Below are 19,855 nucleotides of genomic sequence, written 5' to 3'. Positions count from 1 at the left end.
GATCGCCAACCACCTGGCCAAGCTGGCCGGATAGGGCGATCTTCTTGTTTTCATAATGCTCAATACTTCAGGAATTCATTTCATTATCCAAACGAGCCCCAAAAAACAGGGCTTTGTCAACAACCTGTAGGAGCTACCGCCTGGTAGCTCCTTCTTTATCCACTTTATTGTTAAATAAATTCCATTCATTTTCAGTGATACAGTATGACAGCTCAAAGGTTTCATGACCGCCTGTTTTAAGTACTCGCCTCAATAGGCACCTTAATGCGATCTTTTGCAACAACTACATTATTGTGTACGACATAGCACTCCACGACATGGCCTCCTTGGAAAGAAGTTTTCTCTTCCCTTCTACCCTGTCCCGCATCGCGAACAATTTGGCCGCGGATCATATCGCGTCGTATCGCTTCTGGTCCACGATTCAGGACTTTCCAATAAACAGTAAACTTATAATCAGGTTCCTTGCTGCGCCGGGCAAGTTCAGCAAATTCATTTTCTTTAACCGTAAAAATCAATTGTTTTTTTGGCTGAAGCCATTCAAATTTCGAAAGCATTGCCCGTAATGATTTTCGAGTAAATCCATCAACCTCTACATCACAATCTATACGCAGTTTGTATTTGATGTCCGCACCATCAAATTTATCATCAATAAACTCCTCAGTATTTCTTGCATTGCCGAGAGCAAAGCTTTTCTGAATCGCTTGTGTTTCAGTTACTGCTTCAGGTAATGGAAACTTGTTTCCGAATACATTCTGCAGGTTATCATAAAGATCCTCAGACTCCTCTGTAAGATCTTTTAGTTTGTTATAAGCCTTTTTAGCCTTAGCCACAAAAGCTCCGTCCTTATTGTAAACATGCTGCCGGCTTCCAAGCGCAAGCCAATATGCCTGGTCCTTATTCATATCTTTTAGATAACCGAATAAATCCTTCCAGAGATCCAAATAGCTTTCAAAGAAAATACTCTTATATTTTTCGTAGCTGCTGTCACTTAAGAAATTATGTACAAGCGTATCGATCAGCAAGCCTCCAAATTTAAACCCTTTATGGTTTTTCCAAGCCCGTACCATACGACATATATAGATAAAGTGACCATTGCTCTCATCCGTCATTACCTCGCTGGCCGTCAGTTCCGGTAGCGGGTCCGTTTTACGCCAGCGACCGCCATTATTTGTATCCGGATAATCAAATGCTCCATCGGACCTTTCAAATACAGGGCACACCTCTATTTCACATTTGGCACCATTCATCGTAACAACTACAACCTGGCCGTCTCCACGCACGACCGTTCGCGGATATACCTTCTTGATTACTTTTTTTACATCTTGGAGCAGAATGGACTGGCCGTTACCCTCGTAACCATCATATTGAGCTTTGAGTTCAGGAGGAAGAACAAACAACATGTCCATGTCGCTGGTACCCTTTATCGCAGTTTTGCGGCCAAGGGACCCCACGATATAACCGTGCTCTTCCTCGCTTTCCTCGCCCCAAAATTCACCATTCAGTTTCTTTAGTATTCGTTTATAGCGACTTAGCATATCCTCTTCATTATCGACCTCAAGCTGATTGACGAAAGATTCAAACGATTCATTTAACATAAATCACCCTCCAAAATTTATATTTCATTAATAGCAAAAACTACGGAATAAGCTAAACCTGCAAGGAGTAGAAGGATTACAAAAATATAAAATAGTAACTTATAAACTTTAGGTATTTTGTCACTCCAAAATGTGAAGTGCAGTTGCTCGTCCATCCACTGTATCTGAGATTCACCAAAAAATTTAAAGTGGGCAAATGTATGGGAGAAGAATATCTGCTTAGATTTTGAAACGGAATAATACTGATCCATAAGCTCCTGAAGGCGTGTTTCTTCGTTTTCAAAGCTATTCGCATTGGAGCTTTTTACGGAGAGGTAGAGGCTATGAAGTTCATTATGGATCTGGACCAATTTTACGGCTGCTTCATTATAGGATTTCTTTTCCGAATCGTACTGAGTAATGGTATACGCATATATCCCTGCCAGAACCAGCATAAAGGAAATGATATCATTAAACTGAAAATCCGGCTTCCATAGCTGCCAGACACCTATAAACACTCCAAATAATGCAAGACCACGAGGCAATTTTTCAATAATATCATAAGTGGCAAAATGTTTTTTTGCCCCAAAATATACATTGTATCCCCGTGTTGCTATGAGCTTCAGAAAATCATCTTTATTCAAGCTATCGCTCCTTTGTCCTGAAAGCTATTTTAGATTTCAAACCATCCTTTAATATGGCCACGGGGTAAAATCATCTCGTCGTGCCCATAAATGCTAATGACATTGAACTGGTTAAGTATTTTCCCCACCTGACGATAGTCCGCAGCAGTAACCTGGTTATCCGGGGAAGCAACGTTTCCAATATAAATCTTTGAGTCCTTCGTTATGATCTTGAACATCCGTAATCGGCCTCCCTACTCGACAATGAATAAACAAAAAAACAGCTATTTCAGCCTCCATCATAGCAGTAGCTTAATTATACTAGAAGCATTATCCCCCGAACATATGTTTTTAAAAAAATTAATTTCTCTCCTACTCGCTCACTGACGCCAGGATCCATGCTCCAGGTTACCGGCAGCCCTGCTACTGTGCCTGCAATCGTCGCCGTGCGTCTCTGAATTTATGCTGCAGGTCGCTCTGCAGGAGTTGGCTCTGACGGATCACGGACATCTGGCCACTGGTAAAGCCGCAGTTGCCTCTCGTTTACCGGACGGATTCGACTGCTTTCAGCGGTTCCGGCTGCGCCACCAAGTAATGTATGTACAGCTTTTGAATCTCCTGGTTCCATGTTGCCGCAAATGTTACAGCTTTTCATCGATTACCGAACAAAGCCCGAGGCTTAATCCATAGGCAATAGAGTGGGCAACTTTTTGTTATCACGATAACCAAATGCCTTAACAATGTTTGCTCGAATAGCGTAGGCAACTCGCATGAAGTCGTACATAATAGCCTTCATGTGCAACTCTTCCGAAAAACAATAGCCTTTGATTTTAGATTCTTTATCTTTGGCAAATCGGGCGGCAATTCTATGGTTTCCATCAACAGCCCATCTTTCAAGCTCGATCGCTTGGTACTCGATTACATATACAGGTTCGTTGTTAGATGCAGCATGCTGTAATCTATCTTTAACGAGGACCGACGGATCAATGAAATTCATTAATTCTGCGACCTTAAAATCCTGGAGACTCAAATCATGACTTTTTATAAAGCTTTCAAGAATCGGTACACTCCATGCAAATTGGATATTTCCAAGCGCTGACGAATGCACTCTGTTAAAAATTTGAGTTCCCGGAATATGCTCAGGATTACGTTCCAGCGGCAACTCAGAAACCCTATCGATTGCTTGATACATTTTTTGTATCAGCTCTTTATGATTTGGGAAATGGGAGAGCATATCTCTTGTATCGTATATTTCAACATGCCCCCTAATGTTCTTAAGAACCTCATTTTTCAGATGATTCAGCTCACTCATTGAAGCTCCCAGATCCAATGGTTTATCAATGTGGCAATACTTGTACTTCTTTCCGCTTCCGCAGGGGCAAAGCTGGTTTCTTCCAATACTACTCATTTTGTAATTTACCTCTCTTTCTAAATATATGCTTTGAGCCACTTCACCGTAAAAAAGGGTCAATACATTCCTTTTTCAGGAAGTTATTCCTCTATATATCGACTGAAACACAATATATAGGTCTCTTTCATATAATTTAACCCAATATATTGTATATGTAAATGAGAAACCAAAAAAATGCACAAGTGCGAATGATAGCTGAAAGATGCTGCTTACCAATTCTACGGTGACGTCGCTCCATTCGGAGCGACCATAACAAAAAAAGAAGCCCAAGGGGCTTCTTGCCGTCATTTCTTCAGGCTCAGCTGCCGTACACGAATGAATTCAAGGATATCATTCAACTCCCGAAATTTCTCATTGTGATGTCGTGTATCAGTGCTGGAGTGAAGATGATAGGGATCAAATTTCGTTATTGATGCTGGTGTTCCATCCGGATGATAGTGAGCATGGAATTTCATAATAAGCTGTTTATTCTCGTTATACCAATCATACCAGTATAACTCAATATACTGCTTATCTTTGTCCAGCATTTCTACACAATACATTTTCGAGAAATCGTGGAAGATGATCGTCTTTCGAACAGCTCGTCCATCGCTGTGTAAGCCATCTGCACCTTCCCGTACCTCTTGAATGATGTCCGAAAAGTTTTGCTCAATAAATAGAAAGTTACTTCTTCTTATCTCCAAACTCAAGCTGCTGCCTCCCAAGCAAGTGTTGCCAAATCTGAGCATCGGTTTCTTCTTCAGCTGTCAATTCTTCTTTTGCCCCGAGCGTTCGTTCGAACACATCACCGTATTTATCTTCGTAATAAGCAATTTGCCGTGTATAGTATGCTAAGTCGCTCTCTTCTTTGTGAGAAGTTTCAGCTTCCTGTTTGTGCCACATGGCCACAACTTCACGGACAAGAATTCTTTTTCCGGAGGTCATAATAAACTCCGTGTCATCTGGTATTTTATTATGTTTGTTTGAACCAGCTTTTTTAATCCCGACAAACCGGCCTTGATCAAGCCAATTATGGATCGTCATAACACTGACCCCAAAAAATTTAGCCAATTGGCCAGTAGAATATTCTTCAACCCTCTCAACAGCAGCTGCGATGTCGGTCTCTGGTGAATCTGTTGCAACGGACAATGCGTGTCTGAGCAAAGCTTCAAATCCCTTCTGGAAAGCAAAGGGGTTTTCGAAAATACCCTCATCAAACTCTCGAACAATGCTCTCATTGTTGCGTAAGGCATGTGCAAGGACTTTGAACAGCAAAACACTGTTATCAAAATCCTTTAAATTTGAAGCTAACTCCACGGCAATATGACTGTAGTTTTTAATAAATTGGCTTTTTTCACTGTATGTAATAGGCATCAACATTCACCTCACACTCCTATTCTATAACTTTTGGATTTTAAATTCAATAACCAAACCACAAAAACTTAAACAAACTTAAATGAACTTAAATCATTGTGTTAATCATTATAGATGGTGGAACGGAATTTATACTCCTTTGCTCTATTAAATTGTGCTTGGCCACGATATGGCTAGCACCGATTCTGCACATATGATCCGGTTCCGTGCGACGATCGATTCGATTCACAGCCGCTATTCACCAACAGACGATCAGCCCGTGTTACACTAGCAGTCACGCCGATCCATCTACCATCAAGAGCCGGGCGGATCCGGATACATGCTGCAGGACGCTCATCGGGTGTGTATTTCCGGTTCTGCCGGATCCACGCGACCAGGCTGCCGATGAGCCCCAATTTGCCATAGTTCAGTGGGAGGTCGAACCAGGATGCATTCAGTGGTGTCGGTTACGCCAGGCGATGTGTGTACGGCTCCTCCAAGGATTCGGTTACATTCTGCAAGCCAAGCTTCTTTCATAGCAGATTACCGGAAGCCTGGTGGGTCACGGTTTAGACGAGACGGCATACTCATCGTCGGCCGGAGTATAAACCTGCTATACCTGCTACAAATAAAAAAAGGACAGGGTGTCTCCCCAATGTCATTAAGTTAAGGTGCAGGGCTAAAAATCAAAAAAGAGCAGGTTATCGAAAAGATAGCCCACTCTTTTCGTATTATTAGGTCAACCAGAGATTTCTGGTTGGCCTTTTTTTATGGCCGGTTTATGATGGCGGTAGCCGGGAGAACGTGCTGCTCTTTGGGGATCTAACCCCGTCAAAAAAACTGTTCTCCCACTAATGTTTGAGCTGGTTGAGGCATTTGACCTCGAATCACAAGCGAAGCTGTGGGATTGGAACCATCGTGGAATGCCGGCTAAAATCTAGGAGGAGATGAATATGGGACCGGTTGTCGGATTGGACGTTTCGAAAGGAACGAGCAAGCTTCAGGCGTTTACGGATCGGAATCAGCCTCATGGTAAGATCATGAGCATCACGCATACGGAGGAAGGGTACGAGCGCTTGAGTGATTTGCTGGAGGAATTAAAACGGATAACGGGGATGGAAGCTGCCGTTGTGTTGGAAGCTACGGGTCATTACCATCGTGGTCTGGTTGCTTATTTGGAGCGTAGTGGTTATCGCCACTACATCGTGAATCCGCTGCAATCCAAACGAGCAAAAGGAACGCAACTTCGAAAAGTGAAAACGGATGCGGTGGATGCATGGCATCTAGCTGAGATGTTCTATCGTGGGGACATCCAGCCGCACCGGACATGGGGGGAGGAGATCACCGAGCTTCAGCATCTGACACGGCAGCATGAGTTTATGACTTCCCTGCTCGTCCAGGCCAAGCTGAACATGAGGGCTATAATGGATCAGGTGTGTCCGGCTTATGAGGGAGTGTTCCACAACCTGTTTTCGACGACATCGTTACAGGTTCTGCGACATATCCTCAGTGGCGACACCGTTACCGTAGAAATCATCCGGGAAACAGCTGGCTCTTCGCGTGGAGAGGCGTGGATTCGGGGAAAGGCAGAGCGGATACAAGCGTTAACGCCTTTAAACAGGTCAAGCAAAGCACAGCAGACGGCCTTACGGTGTATGGTAGAGATCATACTCGCCCAACAGAAACAGCTCCGCCAACTAGAGATCGCCATTGAGGAGATGACGCTGATGCTTCCGGAAGTAAAATTACTGAAGACGATTCCCGGCGTAGGTGATAAGCTGGCCGCGGCACTGGCGGCGGAAATCGGGGATGCGTCTCAATTTGAGAACCCTAAGCAGCTAGTGGCGTATGCGGGGCTGGATCCGGGTGTGCACAGTTCGGGGAAGTTTACGGCGAGCAGTAGCCGTATTTCAAAGCGAGGTTCTAAACGTTTGCGCAGGGCGTTGTATGTTGCTGTACAATGCGGGTTGAGAAAAGGCATAAATGAGCGGCTTAAGGCCTATTACGAGAAGAAAAGGAAAGAGGGCAAGCCCTACAAGGTGGTTGTGATTGCCTGCGCCAACAAGCTTTTACATCACGTGTACGCCATCCTTGTAAAGGGCGAGCCCTACAAAGCCTAAAATACCATATTTATCCACAAGCATCCGCGCCAACGGAGGCTTCTTTGTCATGGTCAAATATAGTATAGCAGTGTCTTCGTCACAATCCAACCGTTTTAGGCTTGACAAACATTAGCTGGTTTTTTTTGCGCGAAAAAGAAAAAAAAGGACTTGATGAAAGTGTGTTCGAAGCCCCTTGGAAAACGAGGAGGTTACGCTAATGAACGAGTACGCAAATTCGCTAAAAGAAACACTGACATCCCTCATACGAGACATGGCAGCCGCACCAGCACCTTATGTCAAAAACCCTGAAACAGATTTTACCCGAAAGAAAAAGCTGCCCTTTGAAACGGTTATGCAACTCCTGATCTCCATGGGGGGCAACAGCCTATATAAGGAACTCCTGGATTCCCAGGGCTATGACGTCAACACGGCAACCACTTCTGCTTTTGTCCAGCAGCGGAATAAAATCCTGCCGGCTGCTGTGGAATTCTTGTTTCACACATTTACGCAATCGTATACGGATATCAAGGACTACCGAGGGTATCGATTACTTGCCGTCGATGGTTCGGATTTGCATATCGCAACGGACTCTGCGAACACGGACACCTATTTTCAAAATCAACCGAACACCAAAGGCTATAATCTTCTGCATTTGAACGCAGCCTATGACTTATGCAACCGAATTTACGTGGATGCCCTCGTTCAACCGCGAAGGTTATGCAACGAGGGAAGGGCACTGGCCGCTATGGTTGACCGTTCCCCCATCCAGGGCAAAACCATGGTGATTGCCGATCGTGGCTATGAAAGTTACAACAATTTCGCGCATATTGAACAAAAAGGGTGGAACTACGTCATACGGGTAAAGGATTTGGATTCCAATGGGATTCTTTCGGGCTTGCGTTTGCCCACGAGCGGAGAGTTTGATAGGGACGTTCATCTGACACTCACCAAAAAACAAACCAAAGAGGTCAAGGCTCATCCCGAGATTTATAAGTTCGTCCCTTCCGCGTCTACCTTTGATTTTTTAGATTTGAAGGAGAACTTGTTTTACCCGATTTCCTTTCGGGCTGTTCGTTTCGTTCTGCCGAGTGGCGCTTATGAAACCGTCATTACGGATCTTTCTGCCGCTGATTTCCCACCCGATGAAGTCAAGTCTATTTATAACAGGCGATGGGGCATTGAAACCTCTTTCAGGGCATTAAAATATACCGTCGGTCTGACGAATTTTCACGCAAAGAGACAAGAGTCCATCACCCAAGAGATTTTCGCAAGAATGATCATGTACAATTTCGCTGAAATGATGACCTCGCACGTCGTCATTTCTCAAATGGATAAACAGCACCCCTACCAAGTCAACTTCACGGTTGCCGTTCATGTTTGTAGACGTTTCCTGCGCTCACGAGACGATGAACTCCCGCCCGATGTCGAAGCACTGATCCGCAAAAACATTTTGCCGATTCGACCCATTCGCCCAGGGCAGAAGAATACGCGCAAAATCCGCTGGAAATCAGTCGTTAGCTTCGTCTACAGAGTAGCATAATCCGGTTCACATGAACACTTTTTTAAGCGGATATTCCATCCGCTTTGTTTGCTGTACGCTTTTTCCTTGCTCGCGCCAAAAAAACAAACGGCACAGGGCTTTTTCCCATGCCGTTTCGGATTCCATTTTTATTCCCCGTCTTGTCTTTGAGCTTAACTTAATGACATTGCCCTCAAAGGGCGCCCTTTACTTTTCACACCAGATTTCAATTCATTATTCTATGGCTTTAATGACTGCGCCCTTCTCGGTACTCCAGCGCTTTTTCCTCCAATCCGGCAGCAAGAGCCGCTTCTTCGCTGACTCCCTTCTCGGCTGCAAGTGATCGGATATCCTGTGTAATACGCATGCTGCAAAATTTCGGGCCACACATCGAGCAGAAGTGTGCGTTCTTCGCACCCTCGGCCGGCAGCGTCTCATCATGATACTCAAGCGCACGCTCCGGATCGAGAGACAGATTGAACTGGTCACGCCAACGGAATTCGAAGCGCGCCTTCGACAACGCATCATCGCGCTGCTGTGCTCTTGGATGGCCTTTGGCCAGGTCTGCGGCATGGGCAGCGATCTTGTAGGCGATCACCCCTTCACGCACATCGTCCTTGTTCGGGAGGCCCAAATGCTCCTTCGGTGTGACATAACACAGCATGGACGTACCAAACCAGCCAATCATGGCAGCCCCGATCGCCGAGGTGATATGGTCATATCCAGGGGCGATATCCGTCGTAAGCGGGCCCAGCGTATAAAATGGCGCTTCTTTGCAGATTTCCATCTGCAAATCCACATTCTCTTTGATTTTATGCATAGGCACATGGCCCGGCCCCTCAATCATCACCTGCACATCATGCTTCCAGGCGATCTGCGTCAGCTCGCCCAGCGTGGCCAGCTCAGCCATCTGCGCCTCGTCATTGGCATCGTAAATGCTGCCCGGACGCAAGCCGTCCCCAAGGGAAAAGGCGATATCATAGGCCTTCATAATTTCACAAATTTCTTCAAAATGCGTATACAGAAAATTCTCACGGTGGTGCGCCAGGCACCATGCTGCCATGATAGACCCGCCACGCGACACGATACCTGTCATGCGTTTGGCGGTCATCGGAATATAACGAAGCAGTACGCCGGCATGAATCGTGAAATAATCCACTCCCTGCTCCGCCTGCTCAATCAGCGTATCCCGGTATACTTCCCAGGTCAGCGCTTCGGCCTCTCCGTGGACCTTCTCCAACGCCTGATATAGCGGCACGGTTCCGATAGGCACCGGAGAATTGCGGATAATCCACTCGCGGGTGGTATGGATGTTACGGCCTGTCGACAGATCCATCACGGTATCCGCTCCCCATCTTACAGCCCAGGTCATCTTCTCTACCTCCTCCTCGATGGAGGAGCTTACCGCCGAATTGCCGATATTGGCGTTGATTTTGACATAAAAATGACGGCCGATCAGCATCGGCTCACTTTCAGGATGGTTGATATTGGAGGGCAGTATAGCCCTTCCGCTGGCCAGCTCCTGCCGGACAAACTCCGGCTCTACCCCCTCACGGATCGCCGCAAACTCCATCTCCGGCGTTATAATTCCACGGCGGGCATAGTGCATCTGGGTCACGTTACGCCCGGGCAACGCACGCAGCGGTCGGCTGACAGCGCCCGGAAACTCCTCAGTAGGATGGGCTCCGACCCGCAGGCCGTTATCCTCCGGTTTTATCGTCCTGCCCTCATACCGGACGATATCCGCTCTCTCCTCGATCCACGGTCGTCGCATTTCGGGCAGCCCCTGCCGGATGTCCGGCCGATACGCCGGGTCAGTCATAGGACCGCTTGTATCATACACACGCAGCGGGGCATTATGCTCAATGCCCTGCGGTGTATGGGTGTCATGCAGCGTTATCTCTCTTTCGGGCACGAGGATATCTGGTCTGGACCCCTGTATGTAGACCTTAGTGCTGGCCGGGAAGGCCCCGATTACCGTATTGGCATTATCCGTTATTTTCGCTGATTTCCGCTTGCTCTCTGTCATTTGATTACTCCTCCCGAATCGTCATATTCCTCATCGGGATCATACCGGCATCATACAGCGAATGAAAAAAGCCGGTTCCCAAGGGAACCGGCTGGTATGCAAACAGACCTGCATGCGCGGTCAGAATATCCCCTGACTGCTGCGCATGCTGCCTATCCATATGATTCATTGGCCGGTTACTTCCCTACGCTGGTATGATCCAGATCAGGTGCAAAGGGTCCGGAACCTGGAACGGTTCCATCTCAGCCCGATACTACGGGCCCCCCCAGTAACTTCGGCAGCATAACGCCGCCGATCCTAACTATACAATTCACAAGCGGATACCTCCGCCTTCCAGTTCAGGTTAGCTTAAAAAGAAGAGTTTGGCAACCCTTTAAGGCAGCAGCATACCCATTTCCTTGCCGGCCTCCACGATAATAGGAGCAAATTCATGCAGCGTCTCGGGTGACAGCCTGCTTACCGGCCCGGAGACGGAGAGCGCCGCCGTAATCTCCCCTTTATGGTTCATAATCGGGGCGGCTACGGCCGCTGCTCCCGGCTCGCGCTCCTCGTAGCTTGTCGCATAACCCTTAGCGCGTATTTCCTCAAGCTGCCTCCAGTAGGTTTCGTCATCGGCCAAAGCCTGCAGCTCTGGTCCTTTCTTCAGCAGTTCCAACTCCGCCGTTGAAGCAAATGCCACCAGCACCTTACTCGATGCGCCGACAGACAGAGGCATACGGGCCCCAACCGTCGCTACCCGGCGTATGGCCTGCATGCTCTGCACCGCCTGGATGCGAATACGTTCATCCCCGTCCCGAATATATAGACTCACCGTCTCACCCAGACGGTCGCGCAGTTTCTCCATCAAAGGCAGCAGCAGAACCGCTGGGTCCTCATTACGTGACATATGGGTCGACAGCTCCCAAATCCGAATTCCCAGCCTGTATTTCTCCGTGGCTGCATTCCGGATGACAAAACCTCTTTCCTCCAGTGTCGTAAGCAAACGGTGAACCGTGCTTTTGTGTAGCCCTATTTTCGCCGCGATCTCCGTCAACCCCAAATCGGTGGCTTCCGTAAAACACATCAAAATATCCAAAGCCCGCTCGACAGCACGGACGGTCAGCTTCCGGTCCTCCACGACAACAGCTCCCCTCTCTCAGGATTTACAAATATTTTCTGACCAACCGAATGGCTGTAGGATGTTATTTCCCCATCATCAATCGTTTCATCCAATGAAACTTGGTTACATAAATTATATATAATTTCAGGATACACTGTAAACTGTTTTAGCAGCCAGATCGGCAAGTGTAAAATATTATCAATTACTGTCGAATTGACTTTACTGCCCCGGCCTTTTACGATTAGGTATATAGTGCTGCTGCAGCACCCGGAAAGGACTTGTCAACAACTCACGACTAAAGTCACAAGCTTGTCTCTGCCTACGCTGTAGACAGTGCTTGCGCTTCACACAAGCCTTTTAGACTTATTCCTAACCGGTAGTGCGAACGCACCTTGTCGTGCTCCTACCTTAGCGTGTTGGAACATCAGGACGGTTGACCTCGCCCCTACAACAAGAGTTATACTCCTGCTGTACCTGTACCGATGTACTCGATTCCTTTGCGGTACAGATTCATAGCGCCGATTCGATCATCGTTCGAACGATAGTGACAGTTTCGGCATTCAAAGGTGTGCATCTTTTTGTTTCGATTCGCTCGTTCGATATGTCCGCATTTCGGGCAGGTTTGAGACGTGTATTTAGGGTCTACTGCGATGACGCCCTGTCCGTTCAGTTGAGCCTTGTACTCCAACATCTCACGGAATTGATGAAATGCCCAGGAAACCGACACATACCGATGGCGAACACATACTTTTTCCGTGGCGGAACGAACACCTTTTAAATTTTCGATTACAAACAGCGTGCCTTTCGGATACGTTTCAACGAGTGCCTTGGTTATCTGATGGTTGACATCGGTAACATAACGGTTTTCTCTTGAACCGATTTGCTTGAGTCGTTTGCGAGCGGAGGGGGTTTGTCTCATCTGAAGTTGTTTGCGTAAGACTTTATACTGGCCTCGTTTGTGTTTCATGGTTCGTCCAGGATAAAACGTCGTCTGGTTTTGAGTGTCGTAGGTGGTGGCGAGAAAGTTGATTCCCAGGTCAATGCCAACAATATGGTTGACCTTTGTAAGATCCAATTCAGGGAACTCTTTGGTCATGGAAATATGCAAAAACCATTTTCTATGTTTGTACACGAGCTTGGCCGTGCCCCACTTCCATGTGCCATCAAAGAAGTGCTGCATGCCTCGCTTTTTGTAACGAAGCTTCACTCGTCCGTCCAGCGTATTTACGCTAAACCGATCATCGTTCAAAGCGTAATCTCGATGCCATACCAGATCATACTCAGGTCGTTTGAATTTGACCAAACTCCAATCGTGCCCGTTGGATCGGGCAGAGGTATAGCGGGCGATGACCGTTCTGATCACAGATTGCGCCATTTGGCTTTTCAAACCAAAACGGCCCCGCAGCTCTCGATAATACGAGTCATGGAGTGCACGCTGACGTAATTCTTTGGTTTGAAAGACAATGACTGAAAGATAATTACATGCTTCACGATAGGTTTGAGTTGTCTTGATGAGCATTTCCGTATGTTCATACGGGACATAGATTTGGATTTTTGCTGTAATGGTAGACATTCGATTCACCTCTTCTCACTGCATTAATATATCATAGGATTCAGTGGGAAATGGTTAAATCTTCATGGCGGAAGGAGGTAGCATGGAGCTTTCGGCTTTCGAGCTACCGATGGTAGCCCTTATGCCGAGCGCAATTCCTCACACGACTAAAGTCACGTGTGTCCATGCGCGGTTATGAATCAAGGAGGCTCTCCGATGATTTCGACACCTCAGGGCGGCACACCGTTGCAGTCTCTCGTCAACGAGCCGTCCACCCAGCTTTCACCCCGGCTAATCCGGTTCAAGCATATCATCATCGCGCTTGGATTGTCGGTTGTGTTTTTTCTAATGTTCTGTTTCATCGCTTTGCATGCCTATATTGTATGGTTTCTGTCCAATCCGGCCGTAGCCCCTCTGTATTCCAACCCGCTGCAGGTCAAGGGCATGACATATGAAGAGATCAGCTTTCCTGCTAAGGACGGCAGCCGCATCATGCAGGGCTGGTATATCCCGGCAACGGATTCCGATAAAACGATTGTCTTCAGCCACGGCTATGGCGCCAACCGTGAGGAAAGCTGGATTCCCATGTATGACCTGGCCCATTATGCACATCGACAGGGCTTTAATGTCGTTATGTTTGATTATGGCTTTGCCTCGCAGACCAACCGGGAGGTCGCTACCGGAGGCAGGGCCGAATCCCAGCAGTTGCTCGGGGCTATTCAGTTAGCTAAGCAGCGGGGTGCCCAGGAAATTGTCGTGTGGGGCTTTTCCATGGGAGCAGGCACGGCGCTGCAGGCCGCCCTACAGACCAAGGATGTGGACGCCATGATTCTGGACAGCACATTCCTGCTGGAGCCAGATACGCTGTATCATAATATACGGAACCAGATTGATCTTCCTCGGCATCCTTCACTTGAAATCCTTGAGCTGCTGTTCCCTGTACTGAACGGAACGGGTCTGCAGCAAATACCTTACCAGCAGGTGAAGACACAGGATTACCCCTTCCCGATCTTCTTCATCCACGGCACCATGGACGAGAAAGCTCCGTACCCGATTGCGGAAGCGCTGGCGGCTAACCAGACCCACCCTGCGTCGGAGGTATGGATTGTGCAGGATGGGCTGCATGAGCTTATATTCAGGGAGCACCCTCGCGAATATTTGCGCAGGATTTCCACCTTTCTAGGTAATGTACAGCAGCAATAATAATTCCCTCACGGCGGACAGTGAGCATGAGATCATGTCAAAATGACTCAGGCACTGGAAACCGGGAGGGATTTTTTTATCCTGTATGATTTTTTTATATTGGCAAAAAATATAGCTGGCTGAATTATCAGGTGGAGGTAAAATCATGTGGCATCTCATCTTAAACTATGTTCCCAGATGGCTCATTTTTCTGCAGGCCTTTCTTCTCACGCTGGTCCCTCTGCTCATTTTTCTGGTCATCAGAAAAATTAAAGAGCTAGACAGCAAAGCAAGCGGACGAAAGCAGAAGCTGGAATATTTCAAGACACACCCGGATAAGGCGCAGCCTGTTTCCGTGTCTACTGAGCAAGACGAGAGCAGTCATGGTTTTACTTTAGACTACAAAACAAATATAGAGCTATTCAGAAATGCCGCTGCCGATATGTCCGACGTGCATGAACGCAAAATTTTCATGAAAAATCTCAATATTGAGGTAGTATTATTTTTCGTGGACGGGCTTACGGACAAAACCGAATTGGAGGAGCACACGATCAAATTACTGCTGGAATGGGGGAATTCCATGCAGGACCTTGATCTTCCGCCAAAGGGCAAGGAATTCGGAGACATGCTTGTTGAAGAGGTGTTGATCGTTTCTGAAGCCCAGTATACACAGGATGTGAAGGTCACCTTAAGAAAAGTACTGTTCGGCTCGGTCCTGCTTTTAATCAACGGGGTTCCGGGCGCAATCCTGCTCGGGGGACCTAAAGGCAACACCCGTTCTGTGGAAGAGCCTATCTCGGAATCCGTGCTTCGTGGTCCCCGCATAGGCTTCACAGAGACACTCAGCGAAAATACAGCCATGCTGCGCAGACAGGGTGAAAGCGGCGAGCTGGCTATGCTGTCCTACAGAATTGGTACCCGGGTTGAGAAGGAGCTCAAGGTGATCTACTTTCGCGATATTGCCGATCCTGAGCTTGTAGAAGAAGTCAAGCGTCGTGTAAGCACAATTGATGTGGATGAGGCCTTGGAATCAGGGTATGTGGAGCATCTGATCGAAGACAATTTTCTCAGTCCTTTTCCGCAAGTTCAAAGCACCGAAAGGCCGGACCGTGTCATGGCGGCGCTGCTGGAAGGCCGTGTGGCCATTCTTCTGGACGGTTCCTCTTTTGCGCTGATCATGCCGGTAACATACTCCATGATGATTCAATCTCCTGAGGATTATTATGAACGCTGGCTTGCAAGCTCCCTTATCCGTTCATTGCGCTTTATGGCCGCACTGATATCTTTATTTGCCCCGGCTATCTATATCTCCTTTATCTCATTTCATCCGGGGCTGATTCCGACGAAACTGCTCGTCTCTATTATAAGCACAAGGCAGGGAGTCCCTTTTCCCACATTGATCGAAGCTCTGATTTTAGAGGTTTCCATCGAGATTTTACGTGAAGCAGGCTTACGCTTGCCCAAGCCCATTGGTCCAGCCATGGGGATTGTCGGGGGCCTTATTATTGGCCAGGCCGCAGTAAATGCCGGAATCGTAAGCCCCATTCTGGTTATTATTGTTTCTGTCACGGCCATTTCCTCTTTTGCAGCACCGATGTACAGCGCTGGTATTGCCTTGCGTTTACTCCGCTTTCCGATCATGTTTACGGCCGCGGTGTTCGGTCTTTATGGAGTCGTCATGTTTTTCCTGCTGCTGTGCATCCACGTATTAAAGCTACAAAGCTTTGGCATCTCCTATCTGGAGCTTACCGCTCCCCGTTCCTTCAGAAGTTGGAAAGATTATTTTATCAGGGTACCGCTTCAGTTTATGAAAACCAGGCCAGCTCTGCTAAAGAGCATCAATTCCAAGCGCAGAAACTAAATCGTCAGGAGGGATTAAAATTGCCAATCCGCAAAGCAAAAGCCAGTCGACTTACAACCATACAGGCCACAGCCATATTCGTATGTTTTGTGATGGGAGCAGAAATGATCACTCTCTCCCGCCAAACGGTTGACCTTGCCCATACGGCGGATGTCTGGCTTTCGATCATATTATCCGGAGGTATAACCTTTCTGATTACATGTATCGGGGTAAAGCTGAGTCAGCGTTTTCCATCTGCCTCTCTCTATGAATTTATACAGCAGATTATCGGCAAACCGTTGGGGAAAGGCCTGGGGCTGCTGATTGTCATTTATTATGTGGGTATGGGTAGCTTTGAGCTCCGTTCTATCAATGAGGTGACTGCCTTCTTTCTGCTCGAAGGGACACCCATCTGGGCTTTATCCTCCCTGCTGCTGTGGACATCGTTATACCTTTGCTTGGAAGGGATATATGGCATAGGTAAAGTAGTCCAGGTTGTCTTTCCCATTATTATTCTCGTTTTTATATTGATCTGCTTTCTGGGTGTAAATCTATTTGAGCTTGACAATTTACGTCCGGTGCTGTCCGAAGGATTCCCTCCGGTTTTGAACGCGATGAAGAGAACTCCGATGGCTTTTGCGGGGAGCGAGTGCTTTCTATTTATTCTATGCCAAATGGAGAAGCCTCAAAAAGCAACCAAGGTTGTCGGAATAGGACTGGGTATTGCGGTGCTGTTTTATACGGTGTCGACCCTCATTTGTATTGGTGTTTTTTCAGTTGAGGGAGTGATTACACGAACCTGGCCTTTTTTCGATTTGGTCCGCAGTGTTGAAGTGGATTATCTTCTGCTGGAACGGCTGGAATCGCTTCTGTTTTCTATCTGGATTTTGCAGGTCTTCTCGACGTTCACGATGGCTTACTACTGTGCGGCACTCGGGATATCACAAATCTTAAAGGTTTCTTATGCGAAAACTTTATTTTTTCTGCTCCCGCTCATTTACATCGTATCCCACATTCCCAAAAACTCGAATGATACAGCAGCTTTTGCCATGATTATCGGGTATACGGCCTTCCTGTTATTTGCTGTTATTCCCCCGATTCTACTCCTTGTATCCTATTGGAGGAGGACTGGGGCATGATTAAATTCCAATCAGGCATGACTGCAATCATTGCTCTTCTGCTCTGTCTCGCACTTACAGGCTGCTGGAGCAGCTCTCCCATCGAAGACCGCAATCTGGAGGTTGGGATTGCATTGGATACGGCAGCACCCTCCCGCGAAGAGAAAAAGATGAAAAAGAAAGGGGGAGGATATCCGAAGAAGGAGCTTATACGCAGGACCGTCCAATTCGAATTGCCGGAAGGCAACGGAGGCTCAGCGGAAGGCCCTACCCAAGCGAAAAATTTCTATAATCTTGAGGAGACGGGGGACTCTATCATGGAAATGACCCGTGAAACCTATCTGAGAACCAACTCTCCTGCCGGATTTCACCTGAAAATCATTATTATCAGCTCAAGTCTGTTGAAGAGCTTCTCCATGTATGAATTGCTTGACTTTTTTCTGCGGGACAACGATATCCGGCTTAGCCTTGAGGTTATGCTTAGCACCGGGACTGCAAGTGATGTGCTCAGCAGAACGACTGTACCAGGCAAGACACCCGCATTGACGTTAAAAGAGCTTTTCTCCAACCGCGAACGCAATTCGCGCATGGCTGAACCGCTTCCGCTTGCCAAAATCATCGCGCCTTTAAAGGCAAACAGAAGCTTCATTCTGCCAAATGTGATTACCACAGATCATGAAATAAAAGTAGCCGGAGCCGGGGTCATCAAGGGAAAAACCCAAAAGTATGCCGGATTTCTTAGCGAAACCGAAGTGGAAGGCCTTCAGTGGATTAAAGGCGATATTCCCGGAGGGGTCTTGAAGGAAACGGATCCACAGTCCCACAAAAAAATTGAATATGAGATTAAATCAGCAAAAAGCAAAATTCAAGCCATAGTCGAAGGAGATGACATTTCCTTCCACGTAAAAATGATTTCCGGCGGACGTATAGCCGAAAGCTTCAAGCCGGCTAGAAACGACGGGAACAACAAACTGGTCGCCTATGAAACAAAGCTGGTTGAAGAGAAGGTTAATGAGCTTGCCCAAGATGCCGTTGCCAAAATGCGTAAGCTACGGGTAGATGTCGGAGGCTTCGGCGAGGCTCTGCATCTCCAGCATCCTGAGGTCTGGAAAAAGGTCAAGGACGATTGGGATAATACCTTTGCCAAGATTCCCATTACGTACAGCACGAAAATTAACATTGAGGATTACGGTGCCTCCTCCATGACGGTAGATTAAACAACGTTCACTGCTGTCTATCCGAATAATACAAGTCCCCTATCGAATATAATACGCTGTCACATCTTCAGAATGAAAAGTTACGTAAGGGGGGTCTGATTGAATGACAGACGTATTCGGCTCACTGCCGTCAGTTCGGCTGCTGAAACAAATTGAAAGCTGGAAGAGCACGGAAAGAAGCCATATAAGCGCATTGCAGGAGGCAGTACCTAATCTGGAGCCCGCCTATGCGCGGTTGCTTGTCGAATGGGGACGGGTATTTGATGAAACCCGAAAAATCACGACCCAAGTGCTCGACGGAGTATCGAAGCGGTCGGGAATAATAGACGAAGAGAATATTGAAAGCACCGGCAAAGCTACGCAAAGGGTCCACTCCTTGCAATTCCTGCTGCAAGAGTCCTCCAAGCAGTCTCGTGAGTTCCGTCGCCAAATGTCCCTGCTTCCATCCGCAAGTGCCGTGATTCGGGATTCCTCAGCCGCGGCGGAGCTGCTGCAGCGCGCAGACGAGGACAGCGCTTTTTACCTGCAGACCGCGGACGACTACGATCCACAGAAAAACAATCATTTACAGGAAGGCCTGTCCCGCTCCACGGGAGAAGCGCGCAAAGCATCTCTGGCCCCGCCCGTGCCTATCGGCGAACACAGCCTGCCTCCCCTCCCGTACCCTTATGATGCGCTTGAGCCTCACATCGATGAAGCAACGATGCGCCTCCATCATGACAAACATCACAAGAGCTATGTTGATGGGCTTAACCAGGCGGAAAAAAAGCTGGAGGAAGCGCGCAAAACAAATGACTTTGCACTGGTCAAGCACTGGGAGCGGGAGCTTGCTTTTCACGGGGCAGGGCACTATCTGCACACCCTCTTCTGGAATACGATGAGCCCCCAAGGGGGAGGAACGCCGGTCGGGGCGTTGGCTGATCAGATCCAGCAGGATTTCGGCAGCTTCGATGCATTCAAGCAGCAATTCAGCGAGGCGGCTGAGAAGGTTGAAGGCTCCGGCTGGGCAATCCTTGTCTGGAGTCCCCGAGCCGGTCATCTGGAAATATTACAGGCCGAGAAGCATCAAAATCTCTCGCAATGGGATGTTATTCCTCTGTTGCCGCTGGATGTATGGGAGCATGCCTATTATTTAAAGCACCAGAATGAGCGAAGAAAATATATAGATGATTGGTGGAACGTCGTCAACTGGCCTGCGGTCGACAAGCGGTTCGCCCTCGCTTCACAGCTCAGATGGACACCTTACTAAGCACGCTC

17 protein-coding genes and 1 riboswitch are annotated in these 19,855 nt (G+C 47.6%); of the genes, 7 read left to right on the top strand and 10 right to left on the bottom strand.

Translation table 11 applies throughout. The features are described from left to right. Positions 1–236: 236 nt before the first annotated feature. The 6 genes from OIN60_RS02400 to OIN60_RS02375 all read right to left on the bottom strand — a co-directional run bounded on the left by OIN60_RS02400 (position 237) and on the right by OIN60_RS02375 (position 4,967). Complete coding sequence (locus OIN60_RS02400; RefSeq protein WP_305753280.1) at positions 237–1,595, bottom strand: nucleotide-binding domain-containing protein; 1,359 nt, start codon at positions 1,593–1,595, stop codon at positions 237–239. A 17-nt stretch (positions 1,596–1,612) separates the two neighbouring features. After that, positions 1,613–2,218, bottom strand: coding sequence for an SLATT domain-containing protein (locus OIN60_RS02395; RefSeq protein ID WP_305753279.1), 606 nt, complete (start codon positions 2,216–2,218; stop codon positions 1,613–1,615). A 29-nt stretch (positions 2,219–2,247) separates the two neighbouring features. After that, entirely contained in the window at positions 2,248–2,436 is a 189-nt protein-coding gene (locus OIN60_RS02390) for a hypothetical protein (protein ID WP_305753278.1), read from the bottom strand. A gap of 440 nt (positions 2,437–2,876) precedes the next feature. Then, on the bottom strand, positions 2,877–3,605 hold the full coding sequence (locus tag OIN60_RS02385) for an SEC-C domain-containing protein (RefSeq protein WP_305753277.1): 729 nt from the start codon (positions 3,603–3,605) through the stop codon (positions 2,877–2,879). A 287-nt stretch (positions 3,606–3,892) separates the two neighbouring features. After that, positions 3,893–4,297: a toxin-antitoxin system TumE family protein gene (locus OIN60_RS02380; protein WP_305753276.1), complete on the bottom strand. Its 405-nt coding sequence runs from the start codon at positions 4,295–4,297 to the stop codon at positions 3,893–3,895. After that, positions 4,272–4,967 carry a helix-turn-helix domain-containing protein gene (locus tag OIN60_RS02375; protein WP_305753275.1) on the bottom strand — a complete coding sequence of 232 codons (696 nt, stop codon included), beginning with the start codon at positions 4,965–4,967 and terminating at the stop codon, positions 4,272–4,274. Before OIN60_RS02375 ends, OIN60_RS02380 begins: the two co-directional genes overlap by 26 nt. Positions 4,968–5,893: 926 nt before the next feature. Here OIN60_RS02375 and OIN60_RS02370 point away from each other — a divergent pair. After that, the gene (locus OIN60_RS02370) at positions 5,894–7,060 is read left to right on the top strand and encodes an IS110 family RNA-guided transposase (protein ID WP_305753274.1); all 1,167 of its coding nucleotides are present in this window, start codon (positions 5,894–5,896) and stop codon (positions 7,058–7,060) included. A gap of 199 nt (positions 7,061–7,259) precedes the next feature. After that, a complete protein-coding gene (locus OIN60_RS02365) occupies positions 7,260–8,582 on the top strand; it encodes an IS4 family transposase (protein WP_305753273.1) in 1,323 nt (440 codons plus the stop codon). Positions 8,583–8,808: 226 nt separating this feature from the next. On the opposite strand, the gene thiC is transcribed toward OIN60_RS02365, so the two are convergent. From thiC to OIN60_RS02345, 4 genes are all read right to left on the bottom strand, one after another. Continuing rightward, positions 8,809–10,590: a phosphomethylpyrimidine synthase ThiC gene (thiC, locus tag OIN60_RS02360; protein ID WP_305753272.1), complete on the bottom strand. Its 1,782-nt coding sequence runs from the start codon at positions 10,588–10,590 to the stop codon at positions 8,809–8,811. A gap of 4 nt (positions 10,591–10,594) precedes the next feature. Then, the gene (locus tag OIN60_RS02355) at positions 10,595–10,759 is read right to left on the bottom strand and encodes a hypothetical protein (RefSeq protein WP_305753271.1); all 165 of its coding nucleotides are present in this window, start codon (positions 10,757–10,759) and stop codon (positions 10,595–10,597) included. Further along, positions 10,755–10,867, bottom strand: a riboswitch (TPP riboswitch). It overlaps the preceding gene by 5 nt. A gap of 96 nt (positions 10,868–10,963) precedes the next feature. Beyond that, a complete protein-coding gene (locus OIN60_RS02350; RefSeq protein ID WP_305753270.1) occupies positions 10,964–11,707 on the bottom strand; it encodes an IclR family transcriptional regulator in 744 nt (247 codons plus the stop codon). A gap of 439 nt (positions 11,708–12,146) precedes the next feature. Further along, entirely contained in the window at positions 12,147–13,262 is a 1,116-nt protein-coding gene (locus OIN60_RS02345) for an RNA-guided endonuclease InsQ/TnpB family protein (RefSeq protein WP_305753269.1), read from the bottom strand. Between the two features lie 195 nt (positions 13,263–13,457). Between OIN60_RS02345 and OIN60_RS02340 the strand changes: the two genes are divergently transcribed. The 5 genes from OIN60_RS02340 to OIN60_RS02320 all read left to right on the top strand — a co-directional run bounded on the left by OIN60_RS02340 (position 13,458) and on the right by OIN60_RS02320 (position 19,847). Further along, positions 13,458–14,444, top strand: a complete 987-nt coding sequence (locus OIN60_RS02340) for an alpha/beta hydrolase (RefSeq protein WP_305753268.1) — start codon at positions 13,458–13,460, stop codon at positions 14,442–14,444. 145 nt (positions 14,445–14,589) lie between these two features. After that, a complete protein-coding gene (locus OIN60_RS02335; RefSeq protein WP_305753267.1) occupies positions 14,590–16,284 on the top strand; it encodes a spore germination protein in 1,695 nt (564 codons plus the stop codon). Between the two features lie 20 nt (positions 16,285–16,304). Beyond that, positions 16,305–17,402, top strand: coding sequence for a GerAB/ArcD/ProY family transporter (locus OIN60_RS02330; protein WP_305753266.1), 1,098 nt, complete (start codon positions 16,305–16,307; stop codon positions 17,400–17,402). Next, positions 17,399–18,598 carry a Ger(x)C family spore germination protein gene (locus OIN60_RS02325; protein ID WP_305753265.1) on the top strand — a complete coding sequence of 400 codons (1,200 nt, stop codon included), beginning with the start codon at positions 17,399–17,401 and terminating at the stop codon, positions 18,596–18,598. Before OIN60_RS02330 ends, OIN60_RS02325 begins: the two co-directional genes overlap by 4 nt. Positions 18,599–18,701: 103 nt before the next feature. Beyond that, positions 18,702–19,847: a superoxide dismutase gene (locus OIN60_RS02320; RefSeq protein WP_305753264.1), complete on the top strand. Its 1,146-nt coding sequence runs from the start codon at positions 18,702–18,704 to the stop codon at positions 19,845–19,847. The last annotated feature ends 8 nt before the right edge of the window (positions 19,848–19,855 follow it).

This window comes from Paenibacillus zeirhizosphaerae, assembly GCF_030705605.1.
GTDB classification, from domain to species: Bacteria; Bacillota; Bacilli; order Paenibacillales; family Paenibacillaceae; genus Paenibacillus; species Paenibacillus zeirhizosphaerae.
This window is presented reverse-complemented; position numbering and strand designations above follow the sequence as displayed.

What these genes read in the sequence shown, in the direction of transcription:
- OIN60_RS02375 (WP_305753275.1), bottom strand. Translation starts at nt 4,967, where the DNA reads ATGTTGATGCCTATTACATACAGTGAAAAAAGCCAATTTATTAAAAAC.
- OIN60_RS02325 (WP_305753265.1), top strand. Translation starts at nt 17,399, where the DNA reads ATGATTAAATTCCAATCAGGCATGACTGCAATCATTGCTCTTCTGCTC.
- thiC (WP_305753272.1), bottom strand. Translation starts at nt 10,590, where the DNA reads ATGACAGAGAGCAAGCGGAAATCAGCGAAAATAACGGATAATGCCAAT.
- OIN60_RS02345 (WP_305753269.1), bottom strand. Translation starts at nt 13,262, where the DNA reads ATGTCTACCATTACAGCAAAAATCCAAATCTATGTCCCGTATGAACAT.
- OIN60_RS02355 (WP_305753271.1), bottom strand. Translation starts at nt 10,759, where the DNA reads ATGAATCATATGGATAGGCAGCATGCGCAGCAGTCAGGGGATATTCTG.
- OIN60_RS02340 (WP_305753268.1), top strand. Translation starts at nt 13,458, where the DNA reads ATGATTTCGACACCTCAGGGCGGCACACCGTTGCAGTCTCTCGTCAAC.
- OIN60_RS02390 (WP_305753278.1), bottom strand. Translation starts at nt 2,436, where the DNA reads ATGTTCAAGATCATAACGAAGGACTCAAAGATTTATATTGGAAACGTT.
- OIN60_RS02370 (WP_305753274.1), top strand. Translation starts at nt 5,894, where the DNA reads ATGGGACCGGTTGTCGGATTGGACGTTTCGAAAGGAACGAGCAAGCTT.
- OIN60_RS02400 (WP_305753280.1), bottom strand. Translation starts at nt 1,595, where the DNA reads ATGTTAAATGAATCGTTTGAATCTTTCGTCAATCAGCTTGAGGTCGAT.
- OIN60_RS02385 (WP_305753277.1), bottom strand. Translation starts at nt 3,605, where the DNA reads ATGAGTAGTATTGGAAGAAACCAGCTTTGCCCCTGCGGAAGCGGAAAG.
- OIN60_RS02320 (WP_305753264.1), top strand. Translation starts at nt 18,702, where the DNA reads ATGACAGACGTATTCGGCTCACTGCCGTCAGTTCGGCTGCTGAAACAA.
- OIN60_RS02365 (WP_305753273.1), top strand. Translation starts at nt 7,260, where the DNA reads ATGAACGAGTACGCAAATTCGCTAAAAGAAACACTGACATCCCTCATA.
- OIN60_RS02335 (WP_305753267.1), top strand. Translation starts at nt 14,590, where the DNA reads ATGTGGCATCTCATCTTAAACTATGTTCCCAGATGGCTCATTTTTCTG.